The organism is Candidatus Neomarinimicrobiota bacterium (assembly GCA_016784545.1).
Lineage (GTDB): Bacteria > Fidelibacterota > UBA8477 > UBA8477 > JABMPR01 > JABMPR01.
The window spans coordinates 22,819-39,033 of record JADHUM010000041.1; the positions used below are offsets into that span (position 1 = coordinate 22,819).

Here is a 16,215-nt window from a genome sequence, read left to right on the forward strand (position 1 = left end):
TAGGATTATTTGATCATTACCATTTTCTTTGTGGCGATCTGATCACCTACTGTCAATCTGTAAAAATACATGCCAGTACTGACCTGCTGGTTGTTATCTCCCAGGCTATTCCACGAGAAACTGTGACTGCCTGCAGATAGAAAACCATTGTACAGGGTAGCAACATTTTGTCCCAGCACATTGAAAATCTCCAAATTGACGTTCCCTGCTTCAGGTACAGAAATATTTATAACGGTCCCGGCATTGAAGGGATTAGGATAATTCTGAGAAAGACTGAAATCAGTTGGTCCGGCAATAGCGTTGTCTGCCGAAACAGGACTACTACTCAAGACGACTCCACGATACATAAAGTATCTCTCAAAATTGGGGTCAGCCCACTGAGTACCCCACCATTCAGGTGCATAATCAGCAATTGCTGCATCATATTCATCTGCACTGGAATAATCCAGATCCCAAATGACTGCACTCAAGCGAACGGTGTCACCAACTTCGTACCCATAATCAGCCGTATTGATAACCAACTCAAGGGAATATCCAGCATCATCACCATTGGTTCCGGTGTGAGTTACGGTTCCCTCTGGTTCAAAGCTCACGCCTTCAGCTGATCCTGTGGGAACTTGATCGTTGGTCTCAAAGGAGATTCCCTCCCCTTGTACACCACTAAAATACATAGCCTTGATCTCTTTGCGAGCAGCAGGGGCATAGTCACCCTTGTCCGTCATCCAAAGAAACAGGCCATCAGCTTCCCAGCCTGGAGACCATTTACCCACGGACATATCATTTGATTCTACAGCAATATAGAGCAATTCATTTTTATGAACAAATCGAATGATCGCTTCACTTGCATCAGTATAGTCATTTGCCGGATCACTCCACTGTGAATAGTAGCCACCCGTTGATCCATTAGCATTATGACCCACTATCACGGTTTCGGCACCTGCCCAAAAGCTTTCTGTGATCTGGCCATCCATAACAATGGCATCCTCAGTCGCTAAAGCAATACGGGTCGGTGGATCTGACAATCGCAGAATACGCATGTCAGGACCCCACTCACTTCCCCACCAGGCTTTGTAAAACTGTCCCACATCCCAGGCTTCTCCAGCTACACCAGTATACCCATCAGGATCAAAGATATTGATCAATACCTGGACATCACTATAGGGATCAGTATACCCAAGATCGGCAAGGTGAATCACCAGCTCTGCAGTATATCCTGAATCAACACTCGTGGTATCGTTTACAATAGTACCTGATTTTTTAAAGGCGGCTCCTTCTGCGGATGTTGGATATAGACCTGGAAGTTCCAGGTGGATATCAGGGTCCGCACCCTCTAAGTTGAAGTATAGCTTATATTCTACATCTGTTCCGCTGGCGTCCTTCACCTTCATGAAGAGACCATCACCTTCCCAACTGCTATTGAAGCGGCAGACAGATTTATCATCTGAATCCAGACTGATGTACAAATCCAATCCATCATGAACAATCTTGACGATGGTGCTGGTCGTATCCGTATAAGGGGCCTGGACTTCAACTCCACCCGTGACGGCGAAGTCTACATCACCTGTACCCATGCCGGCATTAAAAACCAGTCGATCATAGCGGCGAGTCCAGGCATTCTCATCTAGGACACCATCCACGGTAGGTGCTGTTTCAACTGACACGACCTTTATAACAGCCGGATCAGCATGACTTCCTGCTACGACAGTCACCGGATTACTCAGAGTGGCTAACACTACCAGGAGTGCTGGTAGTACACGTAAATTTTTCATCACGTCCTCCTGTTTTCTTGCTTTTGAAACCCTTCTTCTGAAATCAAATTTGCTCGATTCCCAGGGAACAAGGATTCTGTAAAACATTTTTAAATAGCTGTTTGTTCACTGCCACAAGATCTGCGTATGATATGTTGCAGTGGAATAATGATTTTTTCTGTGGTTCTTTCGAGTGAATCGGTTTTCAAATTCTTCAGCATTGCTTCTGCAGCCAGATGTCCGAGGCGGCGCAACGGTACATGTACTGTGGTTAGTGCCGGATCCATGTAGGCTGCGGATGAAATATCATCAAAACCGACTATGGCTAAATCTGAAGGCACCTTGAGCTTCAAAGCCCTGGCAGCCTCAATAGCCCCAATGGCCATGGCATCATTTGCTGCAAAAATAGCTGTGGGTTTCGGATTACGTTTCATTAGTTCCAGGGTCGCCTGAAATCCTGAGGATTCTGTGAAGTTCCCCATAACTTCCAGATTCACGTCATCGTCAGCCTGGTATATTTTCCTGCCATCGACATAACCTCGATAACGTTCACGGGCATCATAGTTATGCTCACCCCCATGAATAAAAGCGATACGCTTGTGCCCTAGTTTGGACAAGTGTTGTATCATTTCTCTTGCAGCGTTATAGTTGTCCAGTAAGATGGTTGTAGCTCGGGGAGCATTGATATCACAGGAGATGAAAACCTCTGGTATTTTATAAGTTGAAGGGATTCTGAGCCCATTATTTCCATTAGCTGAGGGCATCATCATGATGAGACCATCAATACGCCCCCCCCTGACAAACCCATTGATAATTTTGACCTCTTCTTCTTCATCATGGGCACTAGATATTAGAATCTGGTGCTCGTTTTGGGAGAGGTGACGATTGATCCCCTGGATGATCTCTGCGAAATAGTATGCACTGGCATCTGGAAATATGAGACCAACTGTTTTTGTTTTTTTTCGCTGCAAGCCCAAAGCATTTACATTGGGAACAAAGTTCAACTCTTGAATAACTGCATTCACCCGATCTCGTGTTAATGGTCTGACTTTGTCAGAATTATTCAAGACGCGTGATACGGTAGCAGTGGACACTTTTGCTTTATTGGCTACATCACTTATAGTTGTCATTTGATCACCATATGTGGGACTAATAGTCTCCGTATTCAAGATATGTAAGCGATTACATTTAAATATATTCAGGTGTAAGTATTTGTCAAGCCCTTAATTTTTATCAGGATTTAGTCATATATACGTAAGTATATCATATACTTAAGTAAATATGTCCCTTCTGAAGTGGTTGGTCTGTCATTTACCAGTAATTCTTTAATTATACGAGCTTCGTACATAAAAGGAAGAGTACTGCCTTAATTAACCAGCACAAGACTCAATAATGCATGAATATGATCATTGATATTATTATACTTATATCCCTTTTGAACGTAATGTAATCCGTTACATCATGAGTTCATTTTTTTTTGTATGGGGATCTCAGGAATTTTACGGCATCAAAGCCGATGAATTCAGAATAAACCCTTCAATCCTTCTACATCAATACCTTATAGTCTGGTTGAACCGATGGTGGTTCTGTATTCGTCGTGGCGTAGCCTCGAAAAGAGGCGATGACTGACCATGCCCCAACAAACAAAAGAGTCCCCCTATGGGACGACCTTTTTACTTTGTAGCAGCCTGTCCCGTCGTAGCTCATCAATGAGCGTAGACGGAGGGGCGGATTTGGCTGCGGGCGTTGCCCTCGCCTTCCTCCGATACTTTGCCGCTGGCAAAGCATCTCCGGATGAACCGGCGTTCGTTTCACTCACTAGGGCGGTTCCGCATCACGCCCCACAAAGTAAAAAGGTCCTCCATCCGGAAGACCTTTTTACCTTGTAGCAGGGGGCGGATTTGAACCGCCGACACCCGGCTTATGAAGCCGGTGCTCTAACCAACTGAGCTACCCTGCCATTTCAATCACTACCCACTCACGTGGGAAAAGGAGTCAAATTACGGATAAACTACCCCTTCTGATTGCTACCAGTCGCGACGTAGTCGTTCAGACGAAGTCGGACCCTGCCCTCTTTCAAAATCTCTTCTGGCGCGCCTGCCTGCCGAAGTGGGGCTCAGTCCCACGAAGGCCGGCAAAAATAGAATTTTCACTCCCTGTGAGCAAGTGAATAAACCAGGCATTACTGTGAATTTTCGTTTTCTATGATTGCTCCGCGGCCAGTTCAGTTTTTTCTGAAGATGAATGCTTTTTCATTTATTAATATAGTTTCAGATTCCAATTATTTGCCAATAGCTACCCCTATCACAATTATTTTATCTCCCTAAAGTTTGGGGGAAGAAATGTTGCAACTTCGACACTGCTTTGAATCCATCCCGACATTTGATCTGATAGCTGCAAATCCGACCCATTTGTTATGAAGACAACCCATATCTATAACGCTTTTTGTAATCGATTCGCTTCTGCAATTGATAATAATGTTTTCTCCCAAGATGAAAGTTAAGTTCTTATGATGAAAATTCTACTAGTTGAAGATGAAAAGCGGTTAGCCCAGCATCTTCGCAGCCTCTTAACGGAGAATAATTATTCTGTCACCGCTGCCCATGATGGCAAAACTGCCTGGGATATTATCACTGCAGATGCATTTGACGCGATTATCCTGGATTGGCTACTCCCTGAAATTACCGGTGTTGAGATTTGTGAGCGTCTCCGACAACAGGGTGATAAAACACCAATCTTATTTTTGACAGCACAATCCGCAATACATCATCGTATAAAAGGTTTTGAAGTGGGTGCCGATGACTATCTCACCAAGCCCTTTCATTCGGAAGAATTGCTAATCCGTCTGGCCAGTCTTATACGGCGCAGTCACCAACCCCCCATCTCCATCTTCACATCCAAAGGATTTACCTTCGATGCAACCAAGCACTTTGTCTTCTTCGATGGTCAATCCACTGAACTTTCGCAAAAAGAATCTGCAATACTAAATTTACTCTTTCAACATCCTGGTGATGTGATATCAAGGAAAACCTTCCTCCAGGAGATATGGGGATACGATTTTGATCCCAAAACCAACACCCTGGAAGTGTATATCCGGATGCTGCGAACCAAACTCGATCGACTCAGTTCCATGAAGCTGATTTACACCAAGCGGGGTGAAGGTTATTACATCGAAAATGAAGCTTAGGCTACCCAACCTTTCCATAAGATTCAAGATCATTTTTGCCCAGGCAGCCAGCCTGGCAGGAATATTATTTCTTTTTACCTTCATCCTGTCTATCCTGCTAAATCAAGTTTTAAATATGAATCTTGATCGCTTTTTACATATGCAATCTGATAATTTCCAATCCACGATTAGCGTCCAGAATGGTCGAATTTCATTCCATGATTTACACAGTAATTTTGAGCACTCCGGTACACTGGAGGATGAAATTCCCTTCTTTGTTCAGTTCCTGAATGGCAGCGGACATACCCTCATGCTTTCAGGCAATCTGGAGGGTCGACGACTTTACCATGGTGGAAAACTCCCCCCACAGGAAACCATGGAGACCGTTTTCTTTTTTGGGGAACCGTCAAGACGTTTGACCACACCTGTACATATACACAAGCAACACCTTGGATGGCTCATCATTACCATTCCCTTCGATTATCTCGATGATTTTAAGGACTATAAGAATAAAATTGTTTTCATCACGGGTAGCATCGCTATTTTACTCTTCATATTCCTCAGCTTTCTTTTTGTGAAGTTAGCCTTGAGGCCCGTAAAGCAGCTGGCCAAGAGCGCTGAAGTATTGGCTGAACAATCTGAGATCAGTGCTCTCCCAGATATTGAGAGCAATGATGAAATCGGCGATCTCACCAAGACGCTGAATCACCTCTTGCGCAAAGCAGGTCAATCCATGGAAACCCTGGAGCTTTTCGCAGCCAATGTTTCCCACGAGTTGAAAACACCCCTGGCTATTATGCATTCTGAGATATCACTTCTTCAAAAAAATATTGATCCAAACAACCAGTATTCACTGGATCTGTTGGGTGAAGAAGTGGATAGAATGCAGACCCTCATTGAGAATTTGCTGGTTATTAGCAACTCGCAACGACCTTACAAACTCTTGCCATCAGACATATGGCTCCAGGATTTCATCAGTGATGAATCTGGTCGAATTCAACGTATCTTTCGTAACAAGAACATGCATTTTGATTTTTCAAAAGTTGAATCCGCCAAGGTCTATACCGATATCTATCTTCTGCAGCTCGTCTTTGATAATCTGGTTAGAAATGCAGTACTCTACTCGCCTGACAATACAACCATATCCATTTCGACTACCTCAGATGATTCTGGTGTTTCCATTCATGTATGTGATACCGGTCCTGGAATAGCTGAGGTGGAACTTGCCAAAATTCTTGAACCATTTGTTCGGGGAGAATCAAATGTCCATCAAGCAATGACTGGCAGTGGTTTGGGCTTATCCATTTCTACATGGGCAACAAAACTATTGGGCGGGAATCTCAACCTGGAGAACATCGCTCCTCATGGAATTCGAGCATCCATCACCCTACCCCATACTTTCAGAGACTAAAAGTTTTTTAAATACTCTTCCCTGAAGTAGGTATTTTTGTGTTCCTCAAAGGATCTGAATTCCTGATCCAATAAATATTGCAGTGGATTTTCTTCACCAAGTGCCAGAATAGAATGACAGAGTGTACATTCATCAGAAATACCCACGCCTGCTTCATCTACCAGGTGTCGGTTATGACATCTGAAACAACCATCGCTTTGCTCATGCTGCATAAAATTATGGCAGGAGAAACATCCAAATTCCACACGGTGACCAAGGTGATTAGGATAGGTCCCCCAATCAATCTTCATGGCAGGATGAATGTTGCGATCGTAAATGGCTTTTACTGCTTCTATTGATTTTGGTAGAGATAGGAAATCTTTATCTGGGTATTCCAGCTCATAATAAGAAGTAAGTCTATCTCCAATATCAGCCAGAGCAGAGTCTTTATCATTATATGAGGTAGTTATTGCGGCCATGGCTTCGCGCTTCATATAGGGAATTTCAGGATCAATATCACCCCTGGCCATGGCATGATCTAGAGCTGCATCAGGCTGTTCATAGATATGGGTGGCACGGTTATGACAATCAACACAATCCATAACACGGGGTTCAGAATCCTCAGAAGTGGAATCAGCCAGATGTTTATTGGTATATCTCTTAAAACTGCCATCTCGCTGCATAACCTCAACCCAGATCATATCCTCACGCATATCATCAACAGAGCTATAGCGAACTTTATTATTCTCGGCAATGTGCCAATGGATTCCTGACCCTACCCCGTTGGCTGCATCAACTTTTAGATTGAGAGTGGTGTACTGCTTGGTATTGGCCTCATCATCCCGATATCGCTCAATCTTAACCAACTTTGAGCCATAGTGCTTTTCAGGCCAGTGGCATTTACCACAGGTTTCGGTAGCTGGACGCAAATTGTGAATGGGGGTTCCAATAGGTTTATCATACAAGTCGAACATGGCTGATACTGCCTGCCATGCACCGTTAACTTTAGCGGCTGCCAATGCCTGTAACCCCTCGCCAATATGACAATCCACACAGGGAACTTTTGAATGAGGGGAAACCGAGTATACTTGCCATTCGGGACCCATGATGGTGTGACAGGCAGTACCGCAAAATTCTGATTCATCCATGTAATGCATGGCACTCGAGCCTGCAGCGACAATAAATAGGACATTTATAATTGTCAATATACCGACAACTGGCACCACCTTCTCCCAAAAATTTTGTGCGTCTATTCCTCCACCCTCAAGTTTGTCTATGAATACATTGTGAAGTGTTGTTCCGGTTTCCTTTTTTTGTTTCCGCCAGGCAAAAGGCAAGAGAACCAATCCAATTACGAAAATGATGGGAATGATAAAGTAGGTAACAATCCCAGTATAAGTACTTCTGAAAACACCCACCAGGGACAAGCCCTCAAGGATGAAAAAAGAAATGAAAGCAGTACTCGCCAGAATGGTTCCAATTTTGCCAATCCAATTCAAGAATAGCAATTGTATAAACATCAAATATCGTCCAATAAAACCCATGTAGTTCTCCGTAATACAGATTATTGAGGATGAAAGTTAATTAACCTGACTGTGTAAGCAATTGCTAGTCTTAGCATTAAATATTATTAATTATCGAAGTGGTCATCCCTGTTGAAATTTCCCAAACATACCTTATTTTAAATCTCTACTATTAGATCAATTAAAGGAAGGGCTTAAGATGAAATTCAGCTATGGACGATTATTGCTTCTTGGGTTTGGATTTATGGGTACAACTATCCTGTGGGGAATCTACAATGCCTATGTCCCCATCTTCCTTCAGGCTGGTAGAGAGGGCTTTTCCACCACGTCTGGTGTAACTGGTTTTGGGATGAGTGCTACAGCAACCGGTTTTGTCATGACACTGGATAACATAGCCGCACTCTTTATCCTCCCATTTATCGGTGCCTGGTCGGATAGAATTAGAACTAAAATGGGTAGGCGAAAACCTTTTATAGCCATGGGAGCACCGCTTGCATTTATAGGTTTCATTGGAATCCCCATCATGCTGAACGTTTCCCTGATCCCCTTCATGATTGCCATCTTTATCACCCTCTTTTTCATGGATGTATTCAGAACACCTGTAATATCTCTCATGCCGGACATCACGCCCTCTCCCAAACGCTCCCAGGCAAATGGCATTATAAACCTCATGGGTGGTGTTGGTGCAGTTCTGGCTTTTGTAGTGGGTGGTGTTCTGTTCAAGGTATCAGTTGGAGCCCCTTTCTATTTTGGTGGAATTATCATGCTCATCGGTGCTGCTGTTGTACTTTATTTTGTTAAAGAACCAGAGGTCCCGGAGCCTTCAGAGGAAGAACCTGGACTTTTGGACAGCTTCAAGACGGTATTGGTTGACAAAGACAGATCTGCCTTGTTTTTACTCCTGGCAATTTTCTTCTGGTTTCTTGGGTATGGGGCACTGGAAGTTTTCTTTACCTCTTTTGCTGTAAATCGGTTCGGTGTGGATAGTGGGGTTGCTACTGGACTCCTGGCTTTTTTCTCACTCCCCATCGTCCTCTTTTCGCCATTGAGTGGATACCTCGGTGCTAAATTTGGAAGAAAAATAATCATCATGGTGGGTATTGTTGGCTTTGCCATCCTGCTTTTTTGGGGTTACTCAATTCAATCTCTATCAATGATCAAGGTTATGCTTCCCCTCACCGGAGTCACCTGGTCACTCATACTGGTCAACTCACTCCCTATGGTAGTGGATATGGCTCCTCAGGATCGATTGGGAACCTACACAGGGTTGTATTATCTCTCTTCCCAATCCTCAGCCATAGCTGGTCCAATCATGGCCGGCCAAATTATAGAAATCTTTAATAACAACTATGGTGTGGGTTTCATCTATGGGTCGATTACCTTGGTGATTGCACTTCTATTAATGATTCCAGTAAAACGTGGCGAGGCGCTCACAGAAAGCTGATATGCTTTACCATTTTCTTAAATACCTCTCATATTTCATGGTGACTGTTTTCTACAGACGCATTCATGTAGAGCATAAAGAACGTGTCCCTACAAATGGACCCGTCATTCTGGCTGCCAATCATCCTAACACCATGATGGATCCCCTGTTGGTGGCCCTACTCTGTGGTCGCAATCCCCACTTCCTCGGAAAAAGCACTCTGTTTAACTCGAAGCTAGCAAAAGTCTTTTTTAAATCTGTCCATGTATTACCGGTTTATCGGAAAATTGATGCTGAAAAAGAGATGGGCAAAAATGCCCAGGTTTTTGAGAGATGTTACCAGTCCCTTGAAGCTGGGAATGCTTTGGTCATCATGCCTGAGGGCATTAGCCAGATGGATGGCACGTTGCATGAAATTAAGACTGGTACGGCTCGAATTGGTCTGGGAGCAGAGGTCAGGAATGCCTTTGAACTAGGGGTTCAAATCGTTCCAGCGGGGATTAATTACTCATCTGCAACGGAATTTTTTAGTGATGTACATTGCCGATTTGGAAGACCCATTGACCTCCGCGAGTACCAGGATCTTTATAAAAAGGATGAATACGAAGCGGTTTATGAGGTGACCAATCAGATTCGTGATGCTCTGGCCAAGCTTACGACTTCAGTTGATAATTCAGAAACAGCAGGCATGTTGAAGAATCTCAAACTGATTTATAAAATGGAGCTTGCCATAGATCTGGGGCTGGATGATGATTTAAAGCAGCATGACTTCTCCATGACCCGTGGAATGGCAGATGCCATCAACTGGTATTATGTAGAACATCCAGAATTATTCCACCAAATGGATCGTCGTATGACTCGATATCTTGCAAAAGTAGAAGGTCTAGAGCTGCGAGACGAGTTGTTGTCTACAGCTCAGGGGCACAGAACCATTACTAAAAGAGCATTGGGACTTCTGGGTGTGATCACTGGATTTCCCATATACATCTGGGGTATCGTGAACAACTTTCTGGCCTATAGAATACCAGCCCAACTTGTAAAAGTTCTTGGAACGTCACTTGAATATTTATCTACGATAAAAATGCTATCAGGTTTTGTGATCTTCGCCTTGTTTTATACATTTCAAACCATAGGTGTCTGGTACCTCACAGGGTCTGGACTACTAACCACATTGTATATTCTCAGTCTATTACCTGCTGGTCTTTTTGCACGGTACTATCATGATACTATGCAGAGATACCGTCAACATATTCGCATTTTCACCTTGTTCTTAAAGCGCAAGACCTTGATGTATGAAATCATTCAGGAGCGAATGGCTTTAATTGAAGGAATTGATGAAGCGAAGGCGGAGTATATGAATCGGCTGGAAGAAGAATCAGGCTCCAATGTCGGTGTGGATGACGATGAAGCCTGATTGCATATAAGCAGATTGTATCATAATAACGCCACCATTCACGATCCGTTCCAAACTCATTTAAAATAATTCTCCCGGGGCTTGACAGACCTTGTTGCCCCGATTATATTCACCCCGCTCTCACCGGAGCATAGCTATAATAGCTAGGACCGGTAAACATCGCGGGATGGAGCAGTCTGGTAGCTCGTTGGGCTCATAACCCAAAGGTCGTAGGTTCGAATCCTACTCCCGCTACAAATAAAAAAAAGGTCACTCGAATAGGGTGGCCTTTTTTTGTATGTCTGGAGATTGGAGTCAATGCCTAATGGTTCGATCCGAAGTAAAGTTGCCTGCTTGCCACGGCGTAGCTGAAAGCGAAGATGGACGGCAAGTTTGAGGAGGAATGCGAGGGAATCCCGGAGGGATGTCGCTCAGCCAATCCCACAGGATAGCTGATGAATATTCCTGTATAATTATTAGCTTACCCACAATTATTTATGGTACAATCATTGTCTTGGGGATGAAGATGCATTCTAAACATTTCTGGAGCTGGTTCACACTCGTCTGCATGATCCTGGCAAGCCTTGCTCATGCCCGGGAGAAACTGGATAATACCTATCTACGAGTTAATCAGATTGGCTTTCTGGAGCAGGATACCAAACAGGGCATACTTTTTTCCAAACACTCCCTGGAAGGCAAAAAATTTCTACTGGTGAAGGATGGCAATGGTCACACGGCCATGCGATCCCGTCCCCTTCAAGAGAATCAGGGCTCCTATGGTCAGTTTGATCATCATTATATCCTGGATTTCAGCGATTTTCAAAAACCCGGTCGTTATCGTATCAAGATCAAGGGAACCAATATTGAATCCCTCCCCTTTAACATCGGCAATGACATCTACAATAAAGCTCACGAAGTCACTCTGGATTACATCCGTCAACAGCGCTGTGGGTACAACCCCTTCTATGATGAAGTCTGTCACAAAAAAGATGGAAAATCAGCCTATGGCCCCATGCCCGACGGTACCTACGTAGATGTTTCAGGTGGCTGGCATGATGCCGGCGATCATCTCCGCTATCTCATGACCTCTGGAAATACAGTCTGCCGCTTGCTCCTCGCTTATCACGAAAACCCAGAAATTTTCGGAGATAAATACAACTCGCTGGGGCAAACTGGATCCAATGGGACCCCCGATATTCTGGATGAAGCACGCTGGGGTCTGGAGTGGATGCACCGCATGCACCCCCAATCCGATCAATTGTTCCACCAAGTCGCTGACGACCGGGATCATATCGGCTTCAAACTGCCCTTTCTTGATTCAGCAGACTACAGTTGGGGACCAGGCAGCTACCGCACGGCCTATTATGCCACAGGTGAGCCACAGGGTCTGGGTAAATATCAGAACACCTCCACAGGTATTGCTAATCTCGCAGGTCGCTATGCCGCGGCCATGGGTATGGCCTTCCAGATTTGGAGGGATGTCGTGAAAGACCCAAATTTCGCCAATGAATGTCTCCAGGCGGGTATTGAGGTGTATGAAATGGGTAAAAAACAACCAGGTTGTCAGGAAGGCACCCCAAATCGGGCTCCCTATCGCTATCATGAGGTCACCTGGATCGATGACATGGAATGGGGTGCAGCCGAGCTATTCAAAGCCACCAAAGATCCAAAATATCTGGCTGCTGCAAAAAAATATGCACGCCTGGCAGGACCTGACCCCTGGATGGGTGCTGATACATCCAGGCATTATGAATTCTATCCTTTCATGAATATGGGTCATTATGCCCTATCTAAAGTGGTTGAACCAGTCTTCCAGGATACCCTGATCAACTATTATAAATCTGGCATTGATGCTGTAGCAGAGAGAGCGGAAGATTTTGTATACGGAACTGGTACGCCCTTTATCTGGTGCTCCAATAATCTGGCATCTGCCTTTGTAAATCAGGTGCTTTTATATGAGCGTATGAGTGGAGACATGACCTACCATTCCCTTATGTCAAATCATCGCGATTGGATCATGGGCAGAAATCCCTGGGGAGTCAGTCAGATAGTCGGTGTTCCGGCATCCGGTGGGGTTACACCGCTTTACCCCCATGCCGCTGCAACGCTGGTTTGGGATGAGCCCATTAACGGCGGTTTAAATGATGGACCTGTCTATGGGAATATCTTTAAACTGCTCAAGGGGATCAAACTTTCGAAACCAGATGAGCTGGCAGATTTTCAATCAGACCTGGTTGTTTTCCACGATGATATCTGGGATTATTCTACCAATGAACCTACACTTGATGGTACTGCAGAAGCCCTGTTTTTCCTTGCTCTGCATTCAACTATAGCGGAGTGAAATTTCAATGAAACCAATTAAACGAAGAGATTTTGTTAAGATGAGCACACTGGGAAGTATGGGTCTGGTTTTGGGCTGCAGCGGAAGTAGAAATTTTGATTTAATCATCCGCAATGGATTATTGATGGATGGTCTGGGAGGTCCGGGACAAAAATTGGATCTAGGCGTTCTGGATGGTAAGATATCAGCACTTGGAGATCTTTCCGGGGCTGCCGCTGGACAGATCATTGACGCCTCAAACAGGGTGATTAGTCCAGGATTCATCGATATTCATACCCATACTGATACTGAGTTGCTGGTAAATGGAAATGGTGAAAGCAAGATTCATCAGGGCGTTACCACGGAAGTGAGCGGAAACTGTGGTTCTTCCCCCTTCCCCTTCACGCGAGAACGCGCTGCCGAATTTCATGCTGAATTGAGGGACGAATACGGAATCGAGCCCAGTTGGACAGATCTGGATGGGTTCTTCAAGGCCATTGAACAAAATGGAACCTCCCTGAACTATGCCACGCTCACCGGTCAGGGTGACATTCGCGCCGCCGTAGTTGGCCGACATGACACGCCAGCAACTGCAGAACACATGATTGCTATGCAGAGGCTCCTCATCGAAAGCGTGGAGCAGGGTAGTTTTGGTCTATCCACAGGGCTGGAATATGCACCAGGCAGCTATGCAGATACGCAGGAACTCACAGAACTTTCATCTGTACTGGCTAGATACGATGCCATGTATGCCACCCATATGCGAAATGAAGATGACACCGTGGAAGAAGCCATTGAAGAAGCCCTGAAGATCGGCCGGGAAGCCGGGGTATTCACCCAGATCTCTCATTTAAAGGCCTGTAACAAGAATAACTGGCATAAAGTGGATCACATGCTTGAGATGATCGACTCCGCTCGTCGAAACCAGCCTGTACTGGCTGACAGGTATCCTTATGATGCCTGGGGTACCGGCCTATCCGCATTTCTGCCTCTCTGGGCGCGCCAGGGTGATCCAGACGAGGTATTAGCACGCCTGAACGACCCAGAAACAATGAAGCGCATCGAGGAGTATTCCAATGGTCGCGCCCTACGTATCGGAGGCTGGGAAAGAGTCATGGTCAGCAGTTGCTCCCACGATCCGGACAAATCCTGTGAGGGGTTGACTATTTTGGATGGTGCCAAAGAGCGAGGGTTGGAGCCCTTCGAGTTTGCTCGTGAGCTACTGATAAATTCGAGAAATAAGGTGAGTGTAGTCGGCTTTGCAATGGATGAACAGAATCTCCATAAAGTCCTCTCAGCGGACTTTGTCATGGTGGGATCTGATGGAACTGCAGCAGCTCCCTATGGCAAACTGGCCACTGGTAAACCGCATCCCCGCTACTATGGAACATTTCCCCGGGTACTTGGCAAATATGCCCGAAATGAAGGGGTGCTCTCCCTTTCGACTGCAATAAAAAAAATGACCTCCATGCCAGCCCAGGCACTTGGTATAAAGGATCGTGGGTCTATAGAGGTGGGCAAGCAGGCCGATCTTGTGGTTTTTGACCCGGCCACCGTGCTGGACAAAGCCACCTTCGCAGATCCTCATCAGTATCCAGTGGGCATTGAATCTGTGATCGTGAATGGGGTGTTAACCATTAAAGATGGCGAGCATACTGGTGTACGGGCAGGTCAGATCCTTCGCAAACAAGTATGATCCAAACTGGTTTCTGGCTCAAGCGGTGCTGAAGGGACTGGAAGGTAAAGGTGCTAAACTACAGCCGCCTCCAGGAGTTGTATGGTCCCTTGATCAGCATCCAGTTCAGCGTTTGCACCAATTGGAATGGTGAATTTATTGGCGATATGCCCTATCATGGCTCCCTGGTAGGCCGGGATACCCAAGGGTTTAATGTGATCCTCCAGCACTTCCTCCAATGTAAATGAGCTATATCCGCTATCTGCATCGCAGTCCGTACATTTTCCAAAAACAAATCCTGCAATTTGATTGAGCACCCCTGCCAGTTTGAGCTGGGTCATCATTCTATCAATCCGATAAATGCCCTCACCAACATCCTCAAGAAATAAAATATGACCCTTCCAATCCGGTAGGTATTCAGAACCCATGAGGGCAGTAAGCACAGTCAGGTTTCCACCCACCAGCGGACCACGAGTCTTTCCTGGTGTAATGGTTTGAATGCGATCCTCCACCTGTGTCAGATTGTCACCTTTATCATCAGGGTTTATATAGGTGATGGCCTCAGCATCAAATAGAAGCCGTTTTACATAATCCACAGTAAAGGTATTCCACCCTGATCGGCCGGAGGGACCATGGAAGGTCACCCCACCTGTTTTGGCATAGATGGCCAGGAGGAGTGCTGTCACATCGCTAAAGCCCATGATTATTTTTGGATGCTTTTGAATCATGGCATAATCAAGATATGGCAATAACCTTGCACAACCCCATCCCCCGATAAAAGTGAGAATCGCATCCACATCAGGATCTCTGTACATTTTGTTTATAGATTCTGCACGAATTTCATCCTGGCCGGCCAAATACCCCCACCGATCCATGGCATGCTCATCCACATGTAGCTTCAGATCAAGTGCTCCCAGGGTTTCTTCAATTATCCGTAATTTGTCTTTACTGCGAGTAATTCCTGCCGGACTTACCAGGCCCACCACATCACCAGGTTTGAGTCGAGGAGGCCTTATCGCCTGAGCCCGGACATCTGCCAAAACAGTATCAGACCGAACTGTTGTCAATCCTAAGCCACCATATGCCAATAATTGTAATAATTCACGACGATTGATATCCATATCACCTCTCCAAATTCACAACTTAAGAAACAAAATAATTGATGATTTTTGTGTCGAATCCAAAATAAATGGGCGGTGTTCCCATCCAACTGTTATGCGTCCCCTCTCAAAAATAGTTGAAATAAAAATTATAAATTGTTGTTTACTTTCAATTTTTGTTGTTCATATTCCCTGCGACGGCCAGAAATGTCCATGAGGACGGAAATGCTTTTTGCAGATGTATGTAAAAAAGCCTGGCTAAAAAAAAGCTGCCTGCGGGCGGTAAGTTTAAGAAAGAGGTACAAATGACTGATCAACTAGTCAACGGCGTAGTCAAATGGTTTAACGATTCAAAAGGCTACGGTTTTATTCAGCAGGAAGATGGTCCAGACGTATTTGTGCATTATCGCGCAATCAACGGTTCAGGACACGTATCATTGAAAGAAGGACAAAACGTTACTTTGAATGTTACACAGG

The 16,215-nt window shown here is 45.0% G+C and carries 11 protein-coding genes and 2 tRNA genes; 8 read left to right on the plus strand and 5 right to left on the minus strand.

Annotated elements, in window-relative coordinates; translation table 11 throughout:
* Positions 1 to 5: 5 nt before the first annotated feature.
* The 3 genes from ISR87_10230 to ISR87_10240 all read right to left on the minus strand — a co-directional run bounded on the left by ISR87_10230 (position 6) and on the right by ISR87_10240 (position 3,708).
* Positions 6 to 1,769 carry a T9SS type A sorting domain-containing protein gene (locus ISR87_10230; protein ID MBL7025823.1) on the minus strand — a complete coding sequence of 588 codons (1,764 nt, stop codon included), beginning with the start codon at positions 1,767 to 1,769 and terminating at the stop codon, positions 6 to 8.
* An 89-nt stretch (positions 1,770 to 1,858) separates the two neighbouring features.
* Positions 1,859 to 2,878 carry a LacI family DNA-binding transcriptional regulator gene (locus ISR87_10235; GenBank protein MBL7025824.1) on the minus strand — a complete coding sequence of 340 codons (1,020 nt, stop codon included), beginning with the start codon at positions 2,876 to 2,878 and terminating at the stop codon, positions 1,859 to 1,861.
* 756 nt (positions 2,879 to 3,634) lie between these two features.
* A tRNA-Met gene (locus ISR87_10240) sits at positions 3,635 to 3,708 on the minus strand.
* A 549-nt stretch (positions 3,709 to 4,257) separates the two neighbouring features.
* Here ISR87_10240 and ISR87_10245 point away from each other — a divergent pair.
* Positions 4,258 to 4,935: a response regulator transcription factor gene (locus ISR87_10245; GenBank protein MBL7025825.1), complete on the plus strand. Its 678-nt coding sequence runs from the start codon at positions 4,258 to 4,260 to the stop codon at positions 4,933 to 4,935.
* The gene (locus tag ISR87_10250; GenBank protein MBL7025826.1) at positions 4,925 to 6,325 is read left to right on the plus strand and encodes a HAMP domain-containing histidine kinase; all 1,401 of its coding nucleotides are present in this window, start codon (positions 4,925 to 4,927) and stop codon (positions 6,323 to 6,325) included. The genes ISR87_10245 and ISR87_10250 overlap by 11 nt, the downstream gene beginning before the upstream one ends.
* Here the strand turns inward: ISR87_10250 and ISR87_10255 are convergent.
* On the minus strand, positions 6,322 to 7,848 hold the full coding sequence (locus tag ISR87_10255; protein MBL7025827.1) for a NapC/NirT family cytochrome c: 1,527 nt from the start codon (positions 7,846 to 7,848) through the stop codon (positions 6,322 to 6,324). The two genes, ISR87_10250 and ISR87_10255, sit on opposite strands and share 4 nt — an antisense overlap.
* Before the next feature lie 178 nt (positions 7,849 to 8,026).
* Here ISR87_10255 and ISR87_10260 point away from each other — a divergent pair, with 178 nt between their 5' ends.
* The 5 genes from ISR87_10260 (at position 8,027) to ISR87_10280 (ending at position 14,659) form a co-directional block, all read left to right on the plus strand.
* Positions 8,027 to 9,271, plus strand: coding sequence for an MFS transporter (locus ISR87_10260; GenBank protein ID MBL7025828.1), 1,245 nt, complete (start codon positions 8,027 to 8,029; stop codon positions 9,269 to 9,271).
* Position 9,272: 1 nt separating this feature from the next.
* Entirely contained in the window at positions 9,273 to 10,664 is a 1,392-nt protein-coding gene (locus ISR87_10265) for a 1-acyl-sn-glycerol-3-phosphate acyltransferase (protein MBL7025829.1), read from the plus strand.
* 160 nt (positions 10,665 to 10,824) lie between these two features.
* Positions 10,825 to 10,898 (plus strand) — tRNA-Met (locus tag ISR87_10270).
* Between the two features lie 313 nt (positions 10,899 to 11,211).
* Entirely contained in the window at positions 11,212 to 12,984 is a 1,773-nt protein-coding gene (locus ISR87_10275) for a glycoside hydrolase family 9 protein (GenBank protein MBL7025830.1), read from the plus strand.
* A gap of 7 nt (positions 12,985 to 12,991) precedes the next feature.
* Complete coding sequence (locus tag ISR87_10280) at positions 12,992 to 14,659, plus strand: D-aminoacylase (GenBank protein ID MBL7025831.1); 1,668 nt, start codon at positions 12,992 to 12,994, stop codon at positions 14,657 to 14,659.
* A gap of 53 nt (positions 14,660 to 14,712) precedes the next feature.
* Here the strand turns inward: ISR87_10280 and ISR87_10285 are convergent, their stop codons facing one another.
* On the minus strand, positions 14,713 to 15,759 hold the full coding sequence (locus ISR87_10285) for an LD-carboxypeptidase (GenBank protein MBL7025832.1): 1,047 nt from the start codon (positions 15,757 to 15,759) through the stop codon (positions 14,713 to 14,715).
* A 284-nt stretch (positions 15,760 to 16,043) separates the two neighbouring features.
* Between ISR87_10285 and ISR87_10290 the strand changes: the two genes are divergently transcribed.
* Positions 16,044 to 16,215: cold-shock protein (locus ISR87_10290; protein MBL7025833.1), on the plus strand; the 172-nt coding region annotated here is incomplete at its 3' end.

What these genes read in the sequence shown, in the direction of transcription:
- ISR87_10230 (MBL7025823.1), bottom strand. Translation starts at nt 1,769, where the DNA reads ATGAAAAATTTACGTGTACTACCAGCACTCCTGGTAGTGTTAGCCACT.
- ISR87_10235 (MBL7025824.1), bottom strand. Translation starts at nt 2,878, where the DNA reads ATGACAACTATAAGTGATGTAGCCAATAAAGCAAAAGTGTCCACTGCT.
- ISR87_10245 (MBL7025825.1), top strand. Translation starts at nt 4,258, where the DNA reads ATGATGAAAATTCTACTAGTTGAAGATGAAAAGCGGTTAGCCCAGCAT.
- ISR87_10250 (MBL7025826.1), top strand. Translation starts at nt 4,925, where the DNA reads ATGAAGCTTAGGCTACCCAACCTTTCCATAAGATTCAAGATCATTTTT.
- ISR87_10255 (MBL7025827.1), bottom strand. Translation starts at nt 7,848, where the DNA reads ATGGGTTTTATTGGACGATATTTGATGTTTATACAATTGCTATTCTTG.
- ISR87_10260 (MBL7025828.1), top strand. Translation starts at nt 8,027, where the DNA reads ATGAAATTCAGCTATGGACGATTATTGCTTCTTGGGTTTGGATTTATG.
- ISR87_10265 (MBL7025829.1), top strand. Translation starts at nt 9,273, where the DNA reads ATGCTTTACCATTTTCTTAAATACCTCTCATATTTCATGGTGACTGTT.
- ISR87_10275 (MBL7025830.1), top strand. Translation starts at nt 11,212, where the DNA reads ATGATCCTGGCAAGCCTTGCTCATGCCCGGGAGAAACTGGATAATACC.
- ISR87_10280 (MBL7025831.1), top strand. Translation starts at nt 12,992, where the DNA reads ATGAAACCAATTAAACGAAGAGATTTTGTTAAGATGAGCACACTGGGA.
- ISR87_10285 (MBL7025832.1), bottom strand. Translation starts at nt 15,759, where the DNA reads ATGGATATCAATCGTCGTGAATTATTACAATTATTGGCATATGGTGGC.